The sequence below is a fragment of the Christiangramia sp. 3-2217-3z genome, from assembly GCF_051195275.1.
Lineage (GTDB): Bacteria > Bacteroidota > Bacteroidia > Flavobacteriales > Flavobacteriaceae > Christiangramia > Christiangramia marina.
Map to the genome: position 1 here is coordinate 106,126 of NZ_JBNJLI010000009.1, position 20,018 is coordinate 126,143.

General features: G+C 35.0%; 16 protein-coding genes and 1 riboswitch. Of the genes, 10 read left to right on the plus strand and 6 right to left on the minus strand.

The genetic code is table 11. The features are described from left to right. Window positions 1-18 precede the first annotated feature (18 nt). Complete coding sequence (locus ACSHZO_RS14645; protein WP_298248102.1) at window positions 19-1,803, minus strand: alpha-amylase family glycosyl hydrolase; 1,785 nt, start codon at window positions 1,801-1,803, stop codon at window positions 19-21. Window positions 1,804-2,041: 238 nt separating this feature from the next. Between ACSHZO_RS14645 and ACSHZO_RS14650 the strand changes: the two genes are divergently transcribed. The 3 genes from ACSHZO_RS14650 to ACSHZO_RS14660 all read left to right on the plus strand — a co-directional run bounded on the left by ACSHZO_RS14650 (window position 2,042) and on the right by ACSHZO_RS14660 (window position 4,897). Then, on the plus strand, window positions 2,042-2,644 hold the full coding sequence (locus tag ACSHZO_RS14650) for a hypothetical protein (protein WP_298248101.1): 603 nt from the start codon (window positions 2,042-2,044) through the stop codon (window positions 2,642-2,644). Window positions 2,645-2,823: 179 nt separating this feature from the next. Beyond that, window positions 2,824-3,504, plus strand: a complete 681-nt coding sequence (locus tag ACSHZO_RS14655; RefSeq protein ID WP_298248100.1) for a type 1 glutamine amidotransferase domain-containing protein — start codon at window positions 2,824-2,826, stop codon at window positions 3,502-3,504. A gap of 205 nt (window positions 3,505-3,709) precedes the next feature. Then, a complete protein-coding gene (locus ACSHZO_RS14660) occupies window positions 3,710-4,897 on the plus strand; it encodes a glycosyltransferase (protein WP_298248099.1) in 1,188 nt (395 codons plus the stop codon). Here the strand turns inward: ACSHZO_RS14660 and ACSHZO_RS14665 are convergent. Together ACSHZO_RS14665 and ACSHZO_RS14670 are read right to left on the minus strand one after the other, a co-directional pair. Next, complete coding sequence (locus ACSHZO_RS14665) at window positions 4,816-6,135, minus strand: bifunctional PIG-L family deacetylase/class I SAM-dependent methyltransferase (RefSeq protein ID WP_298248098.1); 1,320 nt, start codon at window positions 6,133-6,135, stop codon at window positions 4,816-4,818. The two genes, ACSHZO_RS14660 and ACSHZO_RS14665, sit on opposite strands and share 82 nt — an antisense overlap. Next, the gene (locus ACSHZO_RS14670; protein WP_298248097.1) at window positions 6,132-7,190 is read right to left on the minus strand and encodes an acyl-CoA dehydrogenase family protein; all 1,059 of its coding nucleotides are present in this window, start codon (window positions 7,188-7,190) and stop codon (window positions 6,132-6,134) included. The genes ACSHZO_RS14665 and ACSHZO_RS14670 overlap by 4 nt, the downstream gene beginning before the upstream one ends. Window positions 7,191-7,493: 303 nt before the next feature. On the opposite strand from ACSHZO_RS14670, the gene ACSHZO_RS14675 reads away from it, so the two are divergent. Beyond that, a complete protein-coding gene (locus ACSHZO_RS14675) occupies window positions 7,494-7,670 on the plus strand; it encodes a histone H1 (RefSeq protein WP_141878309.1) in 177 nt (58 codons plus the stop codon). 312 nt (window positions 7,671-7,982) lie between these two features. On the opposite strand, the gene ACSHZO_RS14680 is transcribed toward ACSHZO_RS14675, so the two are convergent. Genes ACSHZO_RS14680 through ACSHZO_RS14690 form a run of 3 tightly spaced genes read right to left on the minus strand, consistent with a single transcriptional unit; the run spans window position 7,983 to window position 11,265 of the window. Next, complete coding sequence (locus ACSHZO_RS14680; RefSeq protein WP_298248096.1) at window positions 7,983-8,549, minus strand: PAS domain-containing protein; 567 nt, start codon at window positions 8,547-8,549, stop codon at window positions 7,983-7,985. A gap of 11 nt (window positions 8,550-8,560) precedes the next feature. Continuing rightward, window positions 8,561-10,255 carry a ribonucleoside-diphosphate reductase subunit alpha gene (locus ACSHZO_RS14685; RefSeq protein ID WP_295182411.1) on the minus strand — a complete coding sequence of 565 codons (1,695 nt, stop codon included), beginning with the start codon at window positions 10,253-10,255 and terminating at the stop codon, window positions 8,561-8,563. Between the two features lie 35 nt (window positions 10,256-10,290). Next, window positions 10,291-11,265, minus strand: a complete 975-nt coding sequence (locus tag ACSHZO_RS14690) for a ribonucleotide-diphosphate reductase subunit beta (protein ID WP_298248095.1) — start codon at window positions 11,263-11,265, stop codon at window positions 10,291-10,293. Between the two features lie 116 nt (window positions 11,266-11,381). After that, a riboswitch (adenosylcobalamin-variant (AdoCbl-variant) riboswitch) is annotated at window positions 11,382-11,478 on the minus strand. A gap of 633 nt (window positions 11,479-12,111) precedes the next feature. Between ACSHZO_RS14690 and ACSHZO_RS14695 the strand changes: the two genes are divergently transcribed. The 6 genes from ACSHZO_RS14695 to ACSHZO_RS14720 all read left to right on the plus strand — a co-directional run bounded on the left by ACSHZO_RS14695 (window position 12,112) and on the right by ACSHZO_RS14720 (window position 19,814). Beyond that, entirely contained in the window at window positions 12,112-12,906 is a 795-nt protein-coding gene (locus ACSHZO_RS14695) for a cation transporter (RefSeq protein ID WP_298248094.1), read from the plus strand. A gap of 162 nt (window positions 12,907-13,068) precedes the next feature. Beyond that, window positions 13,069-14,895: a GmrSD restriction endonuclease domain-containing protein gene (locus tag ACSHZO_RS14700; RefSeq protein ID WP_298248093.1), complete on the plus strand. Its 1,827-nt coding sequence runs from the start codon at window positions 13,069-13,071 to the stop codon at window positions 14,893-14,895. Between the two features lie 164 nt (window positions 14,896-15,059). Next, on the plus strand, window positions 15,060-15,398 hold the full coding sequence (locus ACSHZO_RS14705; protein ID WP_298248092.1) for a hypothetical protein: 339 nt from the start codon (window positions 15,060-15,062) through the stop codon (window positions 15,396-15,398). A 785-nt stretch (window positions 15,399-16,183) separates the two neighbouring features. Then, complete coding sequence (locus ACSHZO_RS14710; RefSeq protein WP_298248091.1) at window positions 16,184-16,918, plus strand: CPBP family intramembrane glutamic endopeptidase; 735 nt, start codon at window positions 16,184-16,186, stop codon at window positions 16,916-16,918. A gap of 184 nt (window positions 16,919-17,102) precedes the next feature. Further along, window positions 17,103-18,323 carry a hypothetical protein gene (locus tag ACSHZO_RS14715; protein ID WP_298248090.1) on the plus strand — a complete coding sequence of 407 codons (1,221 nt, stop codon included), beginning with the start codon at window positions 17,103-17,105 and terminating at the stop codon, window positions 18,321-18,323. Window positions 18,324-18,482: 159 nt separating this feature from the next. Further along, complete coding sequence (locus ACSHZO_RS14720; protein ID WP_298248089.1) at window positions 18,483-19,814, plus strand: hypothetical protein; 1,332 nt, start codon at window positions 18,483-18,485, stop codon at window positions 19,812-19,814. Window positions 19,815-20,018: the final 204 nt, after the last annotated feature.

Consider the following 20,018-nt stretch of genomic DNA (forward strand, 5'->3'; position numbering starts at 1 on the left):
GAATATTGAACTACTAGTCTATTCCTGAATAAAGATGAGTGCGGAATATCCTGGAATTTCAAAAGTTCCCGTGTTCGTTTCTTCTAAATTCTCCAATTGTATTTCCGGATCATGAACTTCCATTTCTGAAAAATCATCATCATACTCTTTAGCTACCGTGTTTAAACGCAGCTTCCATTTGGACTGTTCAGCAAGATCCAGGTTGTATTCGGTATAATCTGTATTACTGAAGTTTATAACTATTAAAACTTTGGAGTTCTCTTCTCCTCGAAGATATGCCAGAACTTTAGAATCGTTATTCAAGTGTATGATTTCAATAGGCTGTTGTCTTAGACCTTCATAGCCCACGATCTCTCCTGTTCTTATTTTAATAAGATCACTTACCAATCTGGAAATTCCCTGATGCTTTTCTAATTTCTCCCAGTTGAGTTCTACAGTATCCTGGAAATAAGAATCTTCCATAAATTCCTGACCCTGAAATACCATAGGAATTCCGGGAGCAGTAAGTGTGAGTACTATCCCAAGCAGAGCTCGCTTTTTAGCGAAAGCACTTTCGGCATCACCAGGCTGAACTTCTTCGGGCACCCTTGCTTTTCCATGGGCGACTTCATCATGAGATTCAGTATAAATAATCCTTTTAAAAGCATCTTTGCTTTGCACGAACTGTAATGCACCAGCGATCTTTTCCAGATCCCTGCTATCATCATGTGTATCGGTAAGTACTTCACGTACGGGATGTACGAAATTCATATCCCATTGGGAACCATAACCAATTCCGCCATTTTCGATAGTATCGGTTACCATATCATGACCTTTAAGATCTTCAGCAATAGTAATAATATGAGGATATTTCTCCTGAATTTCAGCATTGATCTCGCGCATCATTTGATTTCCTTCTTCAATAGCAGTGTCTTCACCCAAACCTCCACCTTCGAAACGAATATAGGAAGTCGCGTCCATGCGCAATCCATCACAACGATATTTCTCTATCCACATGAGGGCGTTGTCTCTTAAATACTGTCTTACCTCTTCCCTGCCATAGTCTGGACGGGTGTCACCCCAGGGAGTCTCGCTTCTATGGTCATTATAGAAATAAATACCACCCTTATCATTTTGCGACCAGCCATCAAACTGCCAGAGATCCATATCTGAAGGGCCAAAATGGTTATAGACAACATCCATGATCACTCCAATTCCATGCTGGTGAGCAGCTTTAACCAGATTTGCCAGTCCGTTTGGTCCACCATAATCCTGTTCTATGGCGAAAGGATGCGCCGGGTTATAACCCCAGGATTCTCCACCCGGGAACTCAGCTACCGGAAGCAGTTCTATACAATTGATTCCCAGATTTTTTAAATAATCCAGTTTTTCGATAACATCTTCAAAAGTTCCAACAGTATCTTCCGATTTCCTATTGAAAGTTCCTACGTGTAGTTCATAAATTACTAATTGATTGAAGGAGGGCAAGTGATATTGATCATCACCAAAATCAAAGTTAAGATCGCGAATTACAGAATTTCCATCGCTATTGGTGAACTCAAAAGCATAGGGATCATTGCGGTAGAAGGTTTCACCATTATTGTGGATGACGTATTTGTACTCATCGCCTTGCTTTGCCTTATCGGTCGTACCAGCCCAGTAACCATTTTCTTCATGTTCAAGTTCCAGGTCTTCGGCGTTCCATTCATTGAAGGTTCCCGTGACGAATATTTTCTCGGCATTTGGAGCCCATACGCGAAAGGTGGTAAGCTCTTCATCTATGATGCATCCCATTCCTGGTGAGCGTTTTATGATAGTTTCCATATTAATTATTGATAATTAGATCGTTGATTCAAGTCTTCAAAACAAGAAGTAAAAGTAGCTGCAGATCTTATTACAAAACGTTAATTATCATTACATTAACTTGCACTTCAGCTGATCCCATTCTCTTTACCTTTTCTACTTCGGAAGAAGTTAGCTTCAGAAATAATACTGGACATGGGAACATCCATTAATTCTGAATATTGCATATATTAAAAGCTGAAACAATTGAAATTCAGTAGTGATTCAACAGAAAGAGCAATATTATATCCTATCTAAAAAATGGAGCCTGGACCCAAATCAATGGTCTATGCTCATGGATGGCACAGCAGTTTTATTGACCTTGTTCGGCTTTATCATCGCATTCTGGCTCTACAAGGTGCAGCGAGATTATAAAGCCACAGATGCACATCGATTCTTCAAATCTTCCCTACCCGGATTAAAATCTTCCATACATCACGCGATTGCAGATCTACGGGAGTTTAGAGAATCACTGGATCTGGACGAAGTGGTTGATCCTGTGCTTTCAGTTTCCCTGAATGACAAATTCCTGGAGAAAGTAAATCTGGTTGCTTTAAACCGTTATTATGCAAAAAATGAATCGGCAAATCTCGAACACTTCAATCGATTACTGGTTGATTCAAATTTCTTTGGAGATTATCGAGACTATATCACCAACCAGATCAAATATTTTAGAACTGTATACCTGGAAAGAGCTGATGTTAATTCCGGAAATATCCTGAGGATGAAAGAAAAGATAAGGACGGTGCTGGATAAAGATATTCTCAGATTCGAAGACATACTTGAGAACATTGATCTTCTCCTTCAGGATAGTTCAAAATAGATACTTACTGCCAAATTGAAGTATCGGAGCTAAATTACATTTCTCTGGCACTTAAAAAATATCTACCGTTTAGCTCATTCAAAATTTAGGATTATGAAAATTTATAAATGATTTATGATACGGAAAACTTCAATTTCGGGGGCTTTTGGTAATTTCAATTAAATCAAAAAAATCTCGTTATGAAAAAGATATTGATGGTGGTGACATCTCACAAAGCATTGGAAAATACCGACAGTACCACTGGTTTATGGATTGGAGAATTTACAGATCCATATTATGTTTTTAAGGATGAAGGTTATTCAATAGAGATCGCCAGTCCTATGGGTGGCAAGCCGCCTATTGATCCAATGAGTGAACTGACCGAGCATATCACTAGTTCCAATCGGAGATTTCAAGATGATGAAGTGGCTCAAAATGCATTAAATAATACAAAACTTCTGTCTGAGGTTTCCGCAGAAAACTATGATGCTTTATTTTTTCCTGGTGGGCATGGGCCCATGTTCGATCTTGCCTCAAATCATGATAGCGGGAAATTGATCCTGGAGTTTATTGAAAGTAACAAACCGGTAGCTTCAGTTTGTCATGGACCTGCAGCACTCATCAAGGCTGCTGAAATTGAACCGAGCTTTTTAAAAGAAAAGAGAGTGACCGGCTATTCAAATCTTGAAGAAAAATTGTCGCTTAAAATGGACAATATTCCTTATACACTTGAGAACCGACTGAAAGAACTGGGAGGTGAATATCATAGTGCAAGCGCTCCCTTCCTTTCTCATGTAGAAGTTGATGGTTTATTAATAACCGGACAAAATCCATTGTCTGCAGAACCAACTGCAAAGGCTTTAGTAAATTTCTGGAAGTAAATGATCTGGAATTATCTATCCTGATTACTATAAAAAGCAGAAACCCTGATTACAGATCAGGGTTTTTGCTTTTGAACTGTGTCTAGTAGAGCAATTCACAATTTCTGGATGTTATTTCAGAACATAACCCTTGCATTTGTTAATTTCATTATAAGCTCTATTATTTCAGCAGAACAATTAAGTATTTTTAGGGTAAAAACTTTCAGTGAATATTGAATCCATCGCAAAGATTGTTGCGGAGCTAGAAGCTTATGGTAACCAAACGCCCTCGGTATCGTCAGACATCGAGTTAAGCGTTTGTATTCCTGCCAGGAACGAAGAGGAAACGATTTGGAAAACCTTAACGGCATTGGCAAATCAGCTGTCAGGAGATAAAACCTTTCCTACTCATTTATATGAAGTTCTGGTTTTATGCAATAACTGTAATGATCATACTGTAGAGCTATGTAAACTATTTCAGGAACTCAATCCTGGGTTTCCATTCTATATTCATGTAACAAACAATCCAGCGATCAATAATGTTGGTGCAGCGAGAAGAGTTTTAATGGATCTTGCCAGCGAGAGACTTACTGATACCGGTTTAATAATCATGACCGATGCTGATACCATAGCAGATAAGAACTGGCTAGATTCATTTCTAAAATTTCAAACTGAACCGGTAGATCTTATATGCGGACAGATAATTCCAGACACAAAAGGTTTAAATGCTGATGCAAAGAAGAATCTTTTTGAAAACAGGCATTATCTTGACCTGGTAAGCAGACTTGAAAGTGAAATATACCCACAGCAATCTGATCCCTGGCCGAGGCACTCTCATAATTCAGGACCTAACATGGCGGTTCGAAATTCCGTTTATAAAAAAATTGGAGGCATACCTCCTATCGCCTGCCTGGAAGATATCGCATTGTATCAGAAAGTGATAAGCTATGGTTATCATATTAAACATGCGATGGAGCCTATAGTTACTACTTCCTGCCGTAGCTCATCCAGGGTTCAGGGTGGTTTTGGTTCCCAGATCCAGAACTGGTCGGCTTCTAAAACTGAAAATGTTGAAGGCTATGAAAAACTAAGAGTACGTTTCACGGCTTTCGCTGAAATTAAACAATATTACTCTCAGCCTTCTGAAGACCTTCTGAATTCTATCGGTCAACAGTTGAAAATTAAGAAACAGGCGCTGCTATCTTTAATTGAAATCCACCATAATAGTAATTCACTGGTCATTTACCTGGAAAATTTTTTGAAAGATCATTCTCCATGGAATGCCGCCCATCCTAATATCAATATAGCTGAAGCTATTAACGAACTAGAGAGTCATTTTTCAGTTTTTTCCCAGACTTCCAAGATATATAGTTCAGCTCGCTCCGAATTAAGCAGTTTAAAACGATTAGAGTAATTTTTTCTGAAGTGATCATGTACCTGTTGTCCCGTTAGTGGATATGATCTAACATAAGCTGTCCAGTGCACCATGACTAAAATTCCACCTGACTGCAAAGAGTTCGTAATATTTTTAAATATTATACCTAATCTTTCCAGATCGAAATAATAACCTACTTCAGATAAAAAGATGGCGTCATAATTACTTCCTGGCAGACCATTACCAATATCCCATTGCATGAATTTGCATTGCGATAACCCGGCACACCTTTTTCTAGCAGATTTTAAGGCTTGCTGACTAAGATCAATAGCAAGTAGATTTTTGCACTTTGGAGCTAATAACCTGGTGAAAACTCCGTTGGAACATCCAATCTCTAAAGCATTCTCGAATGACTTTCCTGAGACCGCAGCAATAGTTTTATGGTATTTTTCCTGCTCGTAACTGCTAGTTTCAAAATCCCATGGATCGTCATTATCTGCATATAAGTTCTCAAAATAGGTTTCATTAACTGCAGGTTTAGATTTGGCTGGAAAAAAGAAATATTCATAATTCCCTATAAACGGCTGCATTAGATCTTCAGTGAGAATAAAACCTTCAGGATCATCATCGATCAAATTTGTAGTCTGACTTATATGAGCCTGGATCGCTGCTTTCTTAATTTCTTTTACAGAATCTATCTTTAATCTGAAAACCAGAACCTCATCTTTGGCGGGCCAGTCGGCAGATTCTCCTTTTTTCCAGAGCCAGATTGGATATTCAACAATAGTGCTTTCCAGGCTCTCCGCTGCTTTATTGATCAGATTATAAGCAGCAACATGATCAATATGATGGTCTCTACGCCAGGGTGAAAAAATAGTGTCCGGTTCCTTCTGCAGAAAGAATTGTTTTAATTCATTTATGACCGAATGGTCATTTTTAAACTTTTCAGCTAATTTCCCATCACCAGCATTTAGAAATATGAGATTTTCTTCCTTTACCCCTAAAATCTTACAGGCATTAATCGCTTCAGACTTTCGCAATTTCCCCAATTTATCTGGTGGAAATTTACTGGAATTAGGATGCGAAGCATCACCATTGGTAAGAAATAGTACGTATACTTCTGCATTCTGAGCAGCTAAATGAGCGATTAATCCTCCGCAGCCAAGGCTTTCATCATCGGGATGTGGGGCTACAATGATCACTTTTCCCAAATCCCTGTGGAGTCCTTCGATATTTAGAAATGGGGCTTTCTCTATGTGTTCCCGGGTATTTTTCATTTCGTATAATGATCAAAAGTATAAGCTCCTACATTTTTGAGAGCAAGATCCGGTCCAGGTTGTTTAAGATATACTTTAAGATCCCTGTAAACCTGCTCCATTGGATGATTTTCCATAAAACCCTGGACGCCAATAGAACGTTCGGTTAGCTGTAAGATTTCTTCGGAAATATTTAAAATCGCACTGCGCATCATATCGGCAAAATTCACAATTTCAGCTGAAGAATAATTTTCCTGATGATCATCTATTTCCTGGGCTTTTTGTAACCAGAACTTCCCAGATTCGACCAGTATCGCCATAGTACCCATACGCTGTTGTTGATAAGGGTCACTGGATTTGTTTTGTGCATTCAAGTGATCGATCGTAGAGAGCATCAATGCCTCTGCCCCGCCGAGTTGAACCGCTGCAAAACGCATGGCGCCACCCGAAAACCACGGCTGTTGCTGGTAAGCATTTAATTTACCTAACTTCAAATCGCTTGAAATCTCTATCCCCGAAAAATCGATTCGGCAACTTACCGAGTTTTTCATTCCCATGGGATTCCACAGGGACCAGTCCTCGATTAGTTTCGGATATTCCTTAAGCGGAATGATCAACATCTGTTTATCACCCGCAACTTCAGCAGTTATGATCGCATAATCAATTTGTAATCCTCCTGAACAAAAAGTTTTTGCTCCATTCAGTTTAAGCTTGCTATGACTTACTTGTGCTGTAAGGGCTTCAGAACTCATTTCTGTATTCCAAACGCTAAATAATTTTCCAATTCTGGCCTCCTGGAAAAAATACTCCTGTTGTGACTCAGATCCATGATCCTTAATGAGCTTGATCGCGTTTAAATGACCTTCATAAATACGCCCTACAGACAGATTGCATTTACCAATCTTACATAGTGTTTTATAAACAGGTATGCGTTCATCTATTACCCGAAATCTCTTCGGAAGATTAATTTGAAGCAATGATTGTTCATGAAGCAATTGCATTGCAGCCGCTGGAAAATGCCTTGAATCTTCTGGCATCTTTAAACAACATGAATTAATATCTGCAAAATTGGGCATGCTTGTTTTTTTTAAATAAAAATAGAATGTACCCTGCACTCCATTGTTAATATCATACTAAATTATTTTAAACGCTTGAAAGTATATGAATGGATGTATTCAAGGGGATGAGGAGTAATCGAAAAATTTTTATGATTAAATCATATTAGAAAACTAATATTCACTTAATTAAAAATGCTTATCTGAATAATCAAATGCAAATAAATCTCTCCTATCACCCAATGGTGCTACGAAAAACGCAGGAAGAGGTCCGCATCCCGGAAAAATCTTCTATTTTCGCACATTAACCTAAAAATCTCAAAAATGAAAGAGCTAGTTGAAAACATTCAGTCAACATTTGAATCATTCCAGACAGAGGCCAATACTCAATTAGAGAGTGGTAATAAAAGTGCTGGAACCAGAGCAAGAAAAGCCTCTTTGGAATTAGAAAAACTTCTAAAAGAATTTCGTAAAGTCTCTGTTGCAGAATCAAAAAAGTAAACTAAAAACCTCCTGAAAAGGAGGTTTTTTTTATTAAATAGAAGTTTAAATCTGCCTCCAAGCTTTATTATTAAGATTCCAATAACATTATCCTAGAGCCGTACTTTGAAAGCTTTCTGGGGAAGTAACTTCGATTGCCTAATATTATAAAATACAACGTTCTACCTTGTGCAAACATGTCTGAAACTTTATTCCTATAGTTTCTTCCAGAATATTTACTTTTTATTTGTCACCTGCTAAATATAGCAGTAAAAGAAGGCATTTCATCTATCAAATACAAAGCTGTACCGCCGAACTTAATAACATTGTGATTCATCTCACCTTTTGTTCAAATGCCAGATAATGGGTTGTATTATCGTTAAACAATGGGATTACCTTGATCTCACAATTGTAAGCAGTTCTATCCTTCTTATAGTTGATAATGATTTCTTTAAATGGCTTATTCTGAGCTATCTTTTCTCTAAATCTTAATTTTGCCTCTAAGGAAGTATTTTCTCCGTGTAAAAATTTAGGACTTTTATTTATTGCGAAATTTTTGGAATAGCCAGTCATTTTTGTGAATCCTTCATTCAGCCAGATTATTTTTTGGTTCAAATCTGTAATGACCAAAGCCTCATATTCATATTCTTTGAAGGCCAATTTCAAATCATTCCTCCATCTGAATTTCTCAGCTAATGCATAAACTTGTTTAATTTCTGAAGATTTTCTGGCATCGCGTATTTTCTTTTGATAACTATCCATAAAAATATCCCAACTTACCAAAGGTCCTCTTTTCATTTTAGAAGGATCTATTTCATGTTTAATATTATCATATTGTTCTTTTGATAATCCGGATAAATATATATCCAGACATCTCATATTGTAAAGATTATTTTTCATGATCTAATTATTTATGCTTCACAACTGGAACAACTTACAATGTCTGAGACAAACTCTTTAGAAACACTTTGACTTCTCTGGTAGTACAAAGTCTTAACCCCGAGTTTCCAGGCTTCGATCAGTAATTTATTGACCTCCCTTACAGGTAAGCCTGAGGGAATATTCAAATTGAGACTTTGAGCTTGATCTATAAACTTTTGGCGTATGGAAGCCTGCTGAATAATTTCTAACTGACTTATCTCTTTAAAAGTTTTAAAAACATTTTTTTCCTCTTGAGTCAGCGTGTCTAAATGTTGAATACTTCCGTGATTTAACATGATGCTCCTCCAAGTATCTTCATTATCAAGACCTTTTTCAGCTAACAATTCTTTTAGATATTTATTCTTACGCATGAAGTTTCCTTTTGCCAGTCCAGCTTTATAGTAATTACTGCTAAACGGTTCAATACCGGGGGATGTTTGTCCAAGTATTGCTGAAGAGGAGGTCGTTGGTGCGATGGCCATTAAGGTTGTGTTTCTCAATCCATAGCCTTTGAGAATTTCCGGTTCTCCATAAATCACGGCAAGTTCCTTACTTGCCTTAGTTGCTTTAACACTAATATCTTCGAAGATGTTGTGGGTAATTCCCTTTGCCTGCATTCCTTCGAACGGGATCCTTTTCTTTTGCAAATATGAATGCCATCCCATAGCTCCCAATCCAAGGGCACGATGATTTTTAGCAAATCGGTTTGCCGAAGCCAGATAGTGATTCCCTTCAGTTTTGGCGATAAATTCCTGTAAAACTCCATCCAGAAAATAGACCGCAAGTTTTACAGCTTCCGTATCCTTCCATTCGTCGTATAATTCTAGGTTCATGGAAGAAAGACAGCAAATAAATGATTCATCTTCCGTAGATGGTAATGCAATTTCGGAGCATAAGTTACTTGAATGTATCGTTCTGTTCTTATCTTTATAAACCTGTGGCTTAAAACGGTTGACATTATCCTTAAAGAGAATATAGGGAAGACCTTTTTGCTGCCGACTCTCTAAGACTTTGGCCCAGATTTCACGTTTATCCATGTCTCCTTCTATCATTTCCTGCATCCAGTAGTCGGGCACACAAACGCCGTTGAATAAATTCTGAATGGGATTACCGATATTTTTGATTTCTAAAAACTCTTTTATATCTGGATGATCTATATCCAAATATGCTGCAAATGCCCCACGGCGTACACCACCCTGAGAGATAGTATCCATAGCTGTATCAAATAGTTTCATAAAACTAGTTGCACCACTACTTTTACCATTATCAGTTACCGCGCTTCCTCTTCCTCTTAGTTCTCCAAAATAACCGGAAGTACCTCCGCCTATTTTGGTTTGCATGATGACCTCTCCGAGTTTATGGGTTATTCCCTCAATATTATCTGGCACATAGACATTAAAACATGAAATTGGTAAGCCGCGCTCAGTTCCCATATTTGCCCAGATAGGAGAACTTAAACTCATCCAGCCACGCTCAATCATTTCGATAAAGGCTTCTGCTAATTCTGGTTTATACAATCTTTTTGCTGAAGCGTTGGCTATACGCTCAATAGCAGACTTAACGGTTTCTCCCTTTAAAAGGTAGCCCCTGTTTAATATTTGCTGACTTTCATCATTAAGCCACCAAAGTCTTTCTTTAGTAGTGTCACTGTCAATCAATGGTTGAGTTTTCACAGTTGTGGTCATAGTGTTATCGAGTTTCTCCTAAAATTGAATAAGGTTTAAAAAAGGTCTGCCGCAGTAATACTTTTATCGTGTTTAGTATACTCCACTGGGCGTCTAGCGAAGAAATCATCCAGACTGTTTGCGAAAATCTCTTCTTCAAACCATAGCATTGGTTGGTATTCTTCAGTCGAGATGTTATAAATTTTTGATAATCCTATGCTGTGTAAACTTTCATCTAATCTGAATTTCATAAAGTCCATCAGATTTTTTTTATTGATGTTTTGTAACTCCCCAGTTTCGAAGATCCAATCAAGAATTTCTTCTTCAACCTCAATTGACTTTTTGACGATTCCTATGAGTTTCTTATTTAGTTCTTCATCAAAATAATCTGGACATTCTTCACGAATTTGATTGATGATATAGACACCCGCATTCGCGTGAATTTGTTCATCTACTGAAGTCCATGCAATAATGTTACTGATATTCTTCATCACACCCTTAAAGCGATTAAAAGAAAGTACAATTGCGAATTGACTAAACAAGGATACGTTTTCGATTAAAATTGAAAACAATATTAAAGAAGAGACATAGTCCCTGGGATCATCTGCCTTACTATGTTCAAGGGCTTCAGATAAATATTTGATTCTGTTTTTAATTGCCGGGACTTCCACTACTTTTGCAAACTCGTTATTATAGCCTAAAACTTCTAAGAGTTGAGAATAAGCCTGTGAATGTCTAAATTCACATTCAGCGAATGTACTTCCTAGTCCGTTAAATTCTGGTTTTGGTAAGTGCTTATAAAGATCGCCCCAAAATGACTTTACAGCGATCTCGATTTGCGCTATCGCCAGTAAACTTTTTTTGACCACATCTTTTTCGCTAGTGGAGAGGTAGGTATGAAAATCCTGAACATCGGCTGTGAAATCTACTTCTGAATGTACCCAAAAGGATTTGTTGATAGCATCTGTAAATTCCAAAATTTTAGGATATTCAAACGGCTTGTAATTCAGCCTCTTGCTAAAAATACTCATAATGCTTATGTATTAATGTTAAACAAAAGCATAAAATGGAATGGAGAGGAAAGTATCGAGTAAGACCACGAAATAATCCAGGACCATTACTTTTTATGCGAAAGTAAAAGTCATTAATTCGAAAAGGTAGTCTGACTTATAATCCAGAATCAAGATTATTTACAGTTGCGCAACAGTTCATGAATTTCACATGATTCCCCTTGAACATCGAATTAACTAATAGTTGTAAACTTATAAAGAAAGATACGTTGATCTTTCAATTAGACTTTAAGTTATCAACACAGTTTTACACATCAAAAACTGTAGTAAGATTTTGAAAGTAACTTAAAATTAGAAAACAGCTAGTAAATAGAAGTGAAAAAAGACCAAACAACTAAGAATAGAAAATAAAAAAACACCCAATCTGAATAGGATTGGGTGTAAATTTAATAACAACATTCTAAATATATTAGTCCGCTGTCTTTGCGGAGAAAGAGGAACTAACCAGATTTTGCTTTTCATAGCAATAATCGGCTTTCGAAGACTGTAGAATTGAAATATACGCACCTAATTTAGCACCTCAAATATTCAAGAAGGTTGGTTTCGAACCCTCAATTGAAACTCCGTACAGCTAATTGAATGAAGTGTAGCCGTTCTATAATTAATCCGTGCTGAATTGCGAATAACACTCAAAACTGTGTTTATCCCTTATCATACTCGGATAAAATTGTATAATTTAGTGGATATAACCAGTTGTAGCCAATGCGGACATTGAGCATTCAGTTTAAAAACCAAATTTCTAAAAAAGAAAGTTCTCAAGTTCAAATTCATAATTTATCTTGCAACAGCTAGATAAATTTAATCTCAATGAATAAATCAGTTTTCGAAATTTCAAAAATGGATTGTCCTTCAGAAGAAAATCTGATTAGGATGAAATTAGATGAAATCTCTAGTATTAAAAATCTCGATTTCGATATTCCAAATAGAAAATTAACGGTATTCCATGAGGGTGGAATTCAATCTATAGAAGAATCATTAAGCGGACTAAAATTAGGAACTAAAAAAATTAAAACGGAACAAACCGACCAAACTGAATTCGAAGAAAATTCTCAACAAAAAAAATTACTCTGGTCTGTACTAATAATAAATTTTGCATTTTTTATCATAGAAATGACAACTGGCTTAATCTCAAAATCTATGGGATTAGTTGCAGATAGTTTAGATATGCTGGCAGATTCATTTGTATATGGAATTAGTCTTTTCGCTGTAGGAGGTTCAATCGTAAAAAAGAAAAAAATAGCCAATTTAGCTGGTTACTTCCAAATTTTATTAGCGCTAATTGGATTTGCAGAAGTTCTAAGAAGATTTTTTGGAAATGAAAAACTTCCGGATTTTTCAACAATGATAATTGTTTCAATTTTAGCATTGATTGCAAATGGTATATGTTTATACCTACTTCAAAAATCAAAAAGTAAAAAAGAAGCTCATATGAAAGCAAGTATGATCTTCACGTCAAATGACATTATAATTAATACGGGAGTAATAATCGCAGCCTTACTAGTCAACTGGTTAAATTCAAGTACGCCTGATCTAATTATTGGAACAATTGTATTCATTATTGTAATCCAAGGTGCAATAAGAATTTTAAAAATTGGTAGGTAGCCGCACTGGCAACAACAACGGCTCATCGCAAATAACGGGTAGTTTGCTGAAAATGGCTATTTTAGAGACCAATTATTAAAAGAACTAATCCGACAAATCCGCGTTCTTACTCCCGCAACTTACGATAGCCGGGACCGTTGTGTGCAATCCTAAAGAAACTCTATGCAATTAACAGAATCAAACAAAGTACACCTAGATCATCTAATTCAAAGATTGAGTATAAGATATTTTGACAATGAAACGTCTGAATTTTCCACTCCCTTAGCGAAAAGAATGAATGATCATTTTATTCGATTCAATGATATTAGAAGTGAGTGGTTTGAAAGATTAAAAAAGCCAGATTTTCAAAGAGAAACAAATGCCTGGTCACCAATTCAGTGTAGGGATTTTATTGAGTCTGTATTTTTGGGGAGAATAATTCCAAGTATCATCCTATGGAAAAGTGAAGAAAACGGCATCACTTATATCTTAGATGGCGCACACCGGTTATCTATTATTCGCGCTTGGATGACAGACGATTATGGGGATAAAACTTTAAATTATTATGAAAGAAGAGATAAGTCTCATATTAGTAAAATAGCTGAAGATACCAGAACACTAATTAATTCTAAGATTGGTTCATTTCAAGAGTTTCGCAATTCATATGACAGGCTGCAAAAGCTTATCAAAGAAGGTGAAGCACCAAAGAAAAAAATGAAAGAAAGAGAATTTTTACAGGCTAATTTTTACTCGGATGTAATTGGAAGTAATAGTGCCTTATATGCACAATATGAAACAGGAAATTATGAATCGGCAGAACAATCATTTTTACGTATAAATAGGCAAGGTCAAGCGCTAGATCCATGGGAAGCTACCTTGATAGAATATCGAAAAGGAAGTTATTCAAGATCCATTATGCATATAGCTAATGGAGGAGAAAATGGACATTATTGGCCAAATCAAAATTTGAATGAAAATGATCAAGACAAAGTTGATACATTTTCAAAATTTTCGAACGATATATACACGAAGTTATTTGTGCCTCCGTTTGCTATTCCAATCCAAGAATTGACAGTCCCAATATTTGTTGCACCTGCATATTTTCAAAAGCATGTGTACTTATTAGAATTAATTCCTCTTTTAGTTTGGAACCAAATTGCCCTCAACGCAGAAGATCAAATTGAAATTTTAAAGAAAGATTTTCAAAAGGATACTACGACTGTAATTGAAAATGCTAATGAAATTCTAACTAAACTGAATTATAGATTAGAACATCTTTCAAGTACCAAAAATAATCCACAATCTCTATCTCTTGTCCCTTTATTTTATTGGTATAATCACAGAGGTCAACATTTAAGAGCTTTATTATATGGATTTACATACTGGTTATTTAATGGCTCAGAAACAGATGTGTTTGATAGAAAGATCATCTTTTCGGCAAATAGAGAAAAAATTGAACATATTTTATTTTATTATAAACAAGAAATAGCTGCACTTGCTGCCAAATCTGGTGCAGGGTTAAAAGCGGCGAGGTCTATGAGTGAATTTTTTGAGGATTTAATAACTTTATTACACACTCAAAAGGATTTAAAATTAGAAGAAGTAGACTTTGAAAAGAAAATTCTAAAACTAACTCATTCTAAAAGACAAAGTAAGTCGATTAAAAGAAATGGAAGATCTTTTACTAAAAGAGATAAATCACAATCTAATATAAATGAACTATTTACAAGTTCAGTAAGATGCCATATTTGCGGAGGAGTTGTAAATCTCAAATATGGTGGCATACAGTACGATCATGTCGAAGAATTTAGAAAGGTCAAAGAGACAGATCCTGAAAATATGCGTCCAACACATCCCTTCTGTAATAATAACAGAGAAAAAATTGAAAAGTACAGAAGTAACAATGTCGAGATTAAACTACCTGAAAAAATATTATATAGTAATAAGCCAATTAATACTCCAATAGGACAATTGTCATTTTGGGGTCCTGAATCAGAATTCCCGGATTAGGACAGCACACAACAACGGTTAATCGCCAATAAGCGGCACCGTTAGAAAGAAAATAATTAACTTGACCAACAAACCAATACTAAGCCGACAAATCCGCGTCCCCTACTCCGCCAACTGGCGATAACCGAGACCGTTGTAGCAAATTAAACCATCAAAATTTCCGTATGAAAAAATGGATCTTTAGAATATCTATTTTAATGAATATAGTTTTTATAATCAGCTATTTAAATTCTCCTTCTTATGATATTGGAAGATTAGAAAAAGATATTGAAATAGGTATATTCACATCCGATTCCACAATGTTGAAAATTCCAAAAGGAATAACAGTTAGAAATGCTTCACAACGTGGAATAAGTTCAATCGGACAATTTGAAAATGAGAGATTTGAATTAGTAATTACAAGTGATGATCCAAATTTGGTGAATTATGATGTTCCAGAGGATAGCTTACAAGCATTCGGAAATTTCTATTCTGCAGATGTACTTAATAATTCGATAGAATAATAGTTCAATTTCCAAAAAGCAAGAACATAGAGCTCAAAGTAATTGGTAGCTTTCCAAGTAATCCTAATGCTAAAGATTTTGGAACTAAAATTATATAGTGTGCAAGGTTTAACTTGCAACAACAACGGTTAATCGCCAATAAGCGGCAGGGTTTGAAAGAAAATATTTAACTTGACCAACAAACCAATACTAAGCCGACAAATCCGCGTCCCCTACTCCGCCAACTGGCGATAACCGAGACCGTTATACACAAGTGCTCCGCAACGATCTTAGCTACTAAGAACTATTAGAATCCAATCTGAAAAATTCGAGTTTTAAAGCCTTCAATTGATAATTTTGAACTAAGGATCTTTTGTTCATCGATAACTTTCAAAATCCTGGTTCTATTGAAAATTTTAGAAAATCGCTCAGGAAGATAATTATGAAAAAATAATGTTTTGGTCGCTACTCAAACACAAATTAGCTACTAAGAACTTTATCAAAAACAAGCTTAGTACTGAGAAACGGACACTTACTCGGACGCAAGAATTGTTACAAAACGAGCAAGATCCTCAATTGATTGTGAAATTATTCCCGACTGCGGCATATCTGAGGTTCTCACTCGGCTGTATCGCACCAGTGTATAACAACGAATATTCGCAATTGTGGCCATTTGAAATAAAATAGTACTTTTAGAAATCAGGAAACTAAAACCTAAGCCGACAAATCCGAATACCTTCAACCACAACTGACGATTATTCGAGACCGTTGTAAGCAATTTTTCAATTAAGATTTTAGTGTAAATAATGACTTTTAAAAAGAAAATCTCAAGTGCTAAATGGATTCAAATTCTGATATTTTATGTTTTAGCGTGCGTCCTAACTTATACTTTTACAAAATTTCCAAATCTAATTAAAAAACTATGGATTTCGGTATTTGATTTAAATGTGTCATTTAGCTGGAATCACGGGATCGGACTTTTGATAGCTACTATTATTTGCTATTTAATATTTAAACAGAATTATAAAACATCCTTTTTAGGAAATAAACCTTTTAAAAGTTTAATAATTGCTACGTCGTATATAATCATCTATAGCTTATTTGGACTTTCTAATAAATTCAATATTAATGAACATTCTTGGGCCTTAATATTCTGCTCATCGATGTTGGTATATGATATTTTTGAAGAAATTGCCTGGAGAGGTTTCTTAAATGACAAATTAGAAAAAACTCCTACACTAATTAAAGGAATAATTACAGGAATTCTATGGGGCTTATGGCATATTTTAATTTTTAAAAATTTTAATCAATTCGGTGGTCTTCATTATTTTATATTATTAACAACAATTGTTTCAATTATAATGGCTTACGCAGTTCAAAAGACTAATTCAATATTCGTAGCTGCTTCAATCCACGGATTGTTAATTCTAAGAAATAATTACGTAACAATAATTTGCATAGTAATCTGGACAATATTAATAATTACGTGGGAACGAGATAAGATTTTTAATCGTAGAAAAACAGCTTACAACAACGGTTAATCGCCAATAAGCGGCAGCTTTACTAAGAAAATAATTAACTTGACCAACAAACCAATAGTAAGCCGACAAATCCGCATCCCCTACTCCGCCAACTGGCGATAACCGAGACCGTTGGCAATAATTATTAAACTAAGCCCTTAGTTTAAACTAAATATTTAGTTATATTTAGGTCAAATAATTATTTATGAAATTCATCACACTAATCAATTCATCAATTTTTTGTCTACTATTTTTAACCTGTAAAAGTCAAGAACCTCCAAAACAAATTGAATTTAATAATCCATATAAATTCAATTCTGAGATTGAGAAAAAAGTTAAAGAAGACACAGTAAGTTGGAAATATCAAATTTCAGCAGGGGAATATGCTTCCAAAGGAGATTTTAAAAATGCACTTAGAAATTGGTCAATGGCATTTGGAGGAGCTGACAAGAATTACACTCAAACTGAAATAGATTCTATTGAAGAGAATTATAAAATAGTTCCAGCAAAAGAATATATAATTCAACAATCTAAAAGAAATAGAGTAATTATTATAAATGAAGCTCATCATTATTCATCTCACAGGGTTTTTACCCAAGAGCTACTTCAGGATTTATATAAACAAGGATATAGAAATTTAGGTGTGGAAGCTTTATCAAATGGTAATAAACATGATGTAAACCTAAATAATAGAAAATATGCAATTCAGGAATCTGGTTATTATACTCAAGACCCAAACTTTGGAAATATGTTGCGAACAGCATTAAATTTAGGCTTTAATGTATTTGCTTATGAGCAAACTGGAGATTTAAATGGTAAAGAAAGAGAAATATCTCAAGCAAAAAATATTCAAAAAATAATGGATAAAAGACCTGATGAAAAATTCTTAATTTATTGTGGTTTTGATCATGCTCTAGAAGGAGAACATAGAAGTTGGGGAAAAGCCATGGCTGGACGTCTAAAAGAATTTACTGGAGTAAATCCTCTTACTATTAATCAAGTAAAATATAGCGAAAGAAATAATCTTAAATTTAATCAACCGCTTCTTAAAGCTCTAGAATTAGAACAGCCTTCTATCCTTATAGATTCCGATAATAATACTTTTCAATACCAAAAAAAGAATGGTTGGAGTGATATTGCCGTTCTACACCCAAATACAAAATATGAAAAAGGAAGACCTCAATGGTTAATTAATAGTGATTCAAAAACTGTAGAGATAAAGAATGAAGATTTCGAAATTGAATATCCTATTATGGCATTAGCTTATAAAAAAGGAGAAAATATTGAAGTGGCGATTCCTGTTGATATTGTTGAACTAGAAAGTAAATCAGATAAGTCATATTTCATATTGGATAAAGGATATTATAATATTGTAGTGGATAATAAAAGAGATCAATCCTTCAAATACGAAATAGAGGTAAAATAACTATTGCCAACAACGATTCATCGCAAATAACGGGTATTGCCGAAAAAGTGTAATTTAGAAAACCAAAAAAGAAAAACGGTAAGCCGACAAATCCGCGTACTCATTCCCGTGACTTGCGATAATCGAGACAGTTATGCACAATACTAGAAAACACAAAATATGAGCAAACAGACAATTGACAATGAATTACTTTCCAAAGAAAGAGAGGATATTTTTGATGAATATTATAATTTAATAGAAGCTTTCAAAATTGACATATTAAAGGCTGGAATTTCCAAAGAAAAGCAACCCAATTATGATATAATTGAACGGGCTTTAACTATTCTAGAACGAAATCTAGATGATTTAGCCAAGTTTGAATTAAAAAAACCAAACCTCGTTCAATTAGGAAATTCTTCAATTCAAAAAATGCTAAAGGAGTGGAGCGGAATTTTTAGAGTTTTAGGAACTAGAAGAGAATTTATATTCGATTTCAGCTATAATATTCTAATTTCTTCAGCTTTATTGGCAAACATCAAAAAAATAGATGCGTTACAGTTTAGGAAGTACATAAAATTTCTCTCACCAAGAAGAATGGATCGGTTGAATTATGAAGGCGAAGACGAAAGTGGATATCGACGATACAGTTCTAGTTCAATAGCTGTTTATCATGTAGAGGATAAAAAAGGCATGAAGTATAGTGCTAGAAGAGTTCCAAGAGATTTAGTTAACTCAGACATTTTAGCCAACTCTATCAAAATTAGAAGAAATAATAATAATTTTAAATCAATCCTTTTTGACAAAATTCTTAATCTAGAAATTGAAGATTTGAGAGAAAAAATAAATTCAAATCATATAATTTCCGAAATTGAAAAAGAAAGAGAATTACCACGTAATACTAGCTTTGAATGGACTTTAGAATTAAAATTCAATGATTTAAATGATAATTATAGTGCGACACAAATTGGATATACTATTTGGTCAATTTCAACTGCACTTGAACAAATTGATGGAGTTAAAGTTAAATTGGAAGATTGGGGATTAGGAAGTAGATGGGCTAGAATTAAAATACAAATTAGAGACTTTTTGGCTAAGGAAGAGGTAAAAGAGGTTCTAGATAAATCTAAAGATGCAGTAGAAGCTAAATATTTAGATACTCCAATTGAGGAAGCGAAAAAAATTAAAGCTGAAAGAGAAAAATTGCAAAAAGAGACCGAAGGTCTGATAGATTCAAAAGATGCGGACAAACTTAGAAAATTAGAGATTGAAAAGTTAGAACTTGAAAATAGGGCAGCAGAAATAAGAATTATGCAAGATAAGTTGAATGTAATTAAAGGAATTTCACAACTTGTTGCCGATGGTGTGATCCAAAATGACAGTAAAATTCAAGTCATGGTTAATGACATGTTATTTTTAGAAAAAGACAACGAAGGTTTTAGAACCGGAGAAGATATTGAGATCATTGAGGAGGATCAAATAATTAAAAAGAAAGAAAAAGATTCGGAATCATAATCGTACTGTGCATAACAACGGCTCATCGCAAATAACGGATATTCAGGAAAAAGTGTAATTTTAGAAACCAAGAAAGAAAATAACTAATCCGACAAATCCGCGTCTTTACTCCCGCAACTTGCGATAGCCGAGACCGTTATATGCCATTCGCCAGTCCTGGGCGAGCTCTCAGCATCAAGCAAACAGGTAGAAGCTAAGGACCAA

Bases quoted from the DNA above. Each gene is read 5' to 3' on its own strand.
- ACSHZO_RS14645 (WP_298248102.1), bottom strand. From the start codon at position 1,803: ATGGAAACTATCATAAAACGCTCACCAGGAATGGGATGCATCATAGAT.
- ACSHZO_RS14655 (WP_298248100.1), top strand. From the start codon at position 2,824: ATGAAAAAGATATTGATGGTGGTGACATCTCACAAAGCATTGGAAAAT.
- ACSHZO_RS14665 (WP_298248098.1), bottom strand. From the start codon at position 6,135: ATGAAAAATACCCGGGAACACATAGAGAAAGCCCCATTTCTAAATATC.
- ACSHZO_RS14670 (WP_298248097.1), bottom strand. From the start codon at position 7,190: ATGCCCAATTTTGCAGATATTAATTCATGTTGTTTAAAGATGCCAGAA.
- ACSHZO_RS14675 (WP_141878309.1), top strand. From the start codon at position 7,494: ATGAAAGAGCTAGTTGAAAACATTCAGTCAACATTTGAATCATTCCAG.
- ACSHZO_RS14680 (WP_298248096.1), bottom strand. From the start codon at position 8,549: ATGAAAAATAATCTTTACAATATGAGATGTCTGGATATATATTTATCC.
- ACSHZO_RS14685 (WP_295182411.1), bottom strand. From the start codon at position 10,255: ATGACCACAACTGTGAAAACTCAACCATTGATTGACAGTGACACTACT.
- ACSHZO_RS14690 (WP_298248095.1), bottom strand. From the start codon at position 11,265: ATGAGTATTTTTAGCAAGAGGCTGAATTACAAGCCGTTTGAATATCCT.
- ACSHZO_RS14695 (WP_298248094.1), top strand. From the start codon at position 12,112: ATGAATAAATCAGTTTTCGAAATTTCAAAAATGGATTGTCCTTCAGAA.
- ACSHZO_RS14700 (WP_298248093.1), top strand. From the start codon at position 13,069: ATGCAATTAACAGAATCAAACAAAGTACACCTAGATCATCTAATTCAA.
- ACSHZO_RS14705 (WP_298248092.1), top strand. From the start codon at position 15,060: ATGAAAAAATGGATCTTTAGAATATCTATTTTAATGAATATAGTTTTT.
- ACSHZO_RS14710 (WP_298248091.1), top strand. From the start codon at position 16,184: ATGACTTTTAAAAAGAAAATCTCAAGTGCTAAATGGATTCAAATTCTG.
- ACSHZO_RS14715 (WP_298248090.1), top strand. From the start codon at position 17,103: ATGAAATTCATCACACTAATCAATTCATCAATTTTTTGTCTACTATTT.
- ACSHZO_RS14720 (WP_298248089.1), top strand. From the start codon at position 18,483: ATGAGCAAACAGACAATTGACAATGAATTACTTTCCAAAGAAAGAGAG.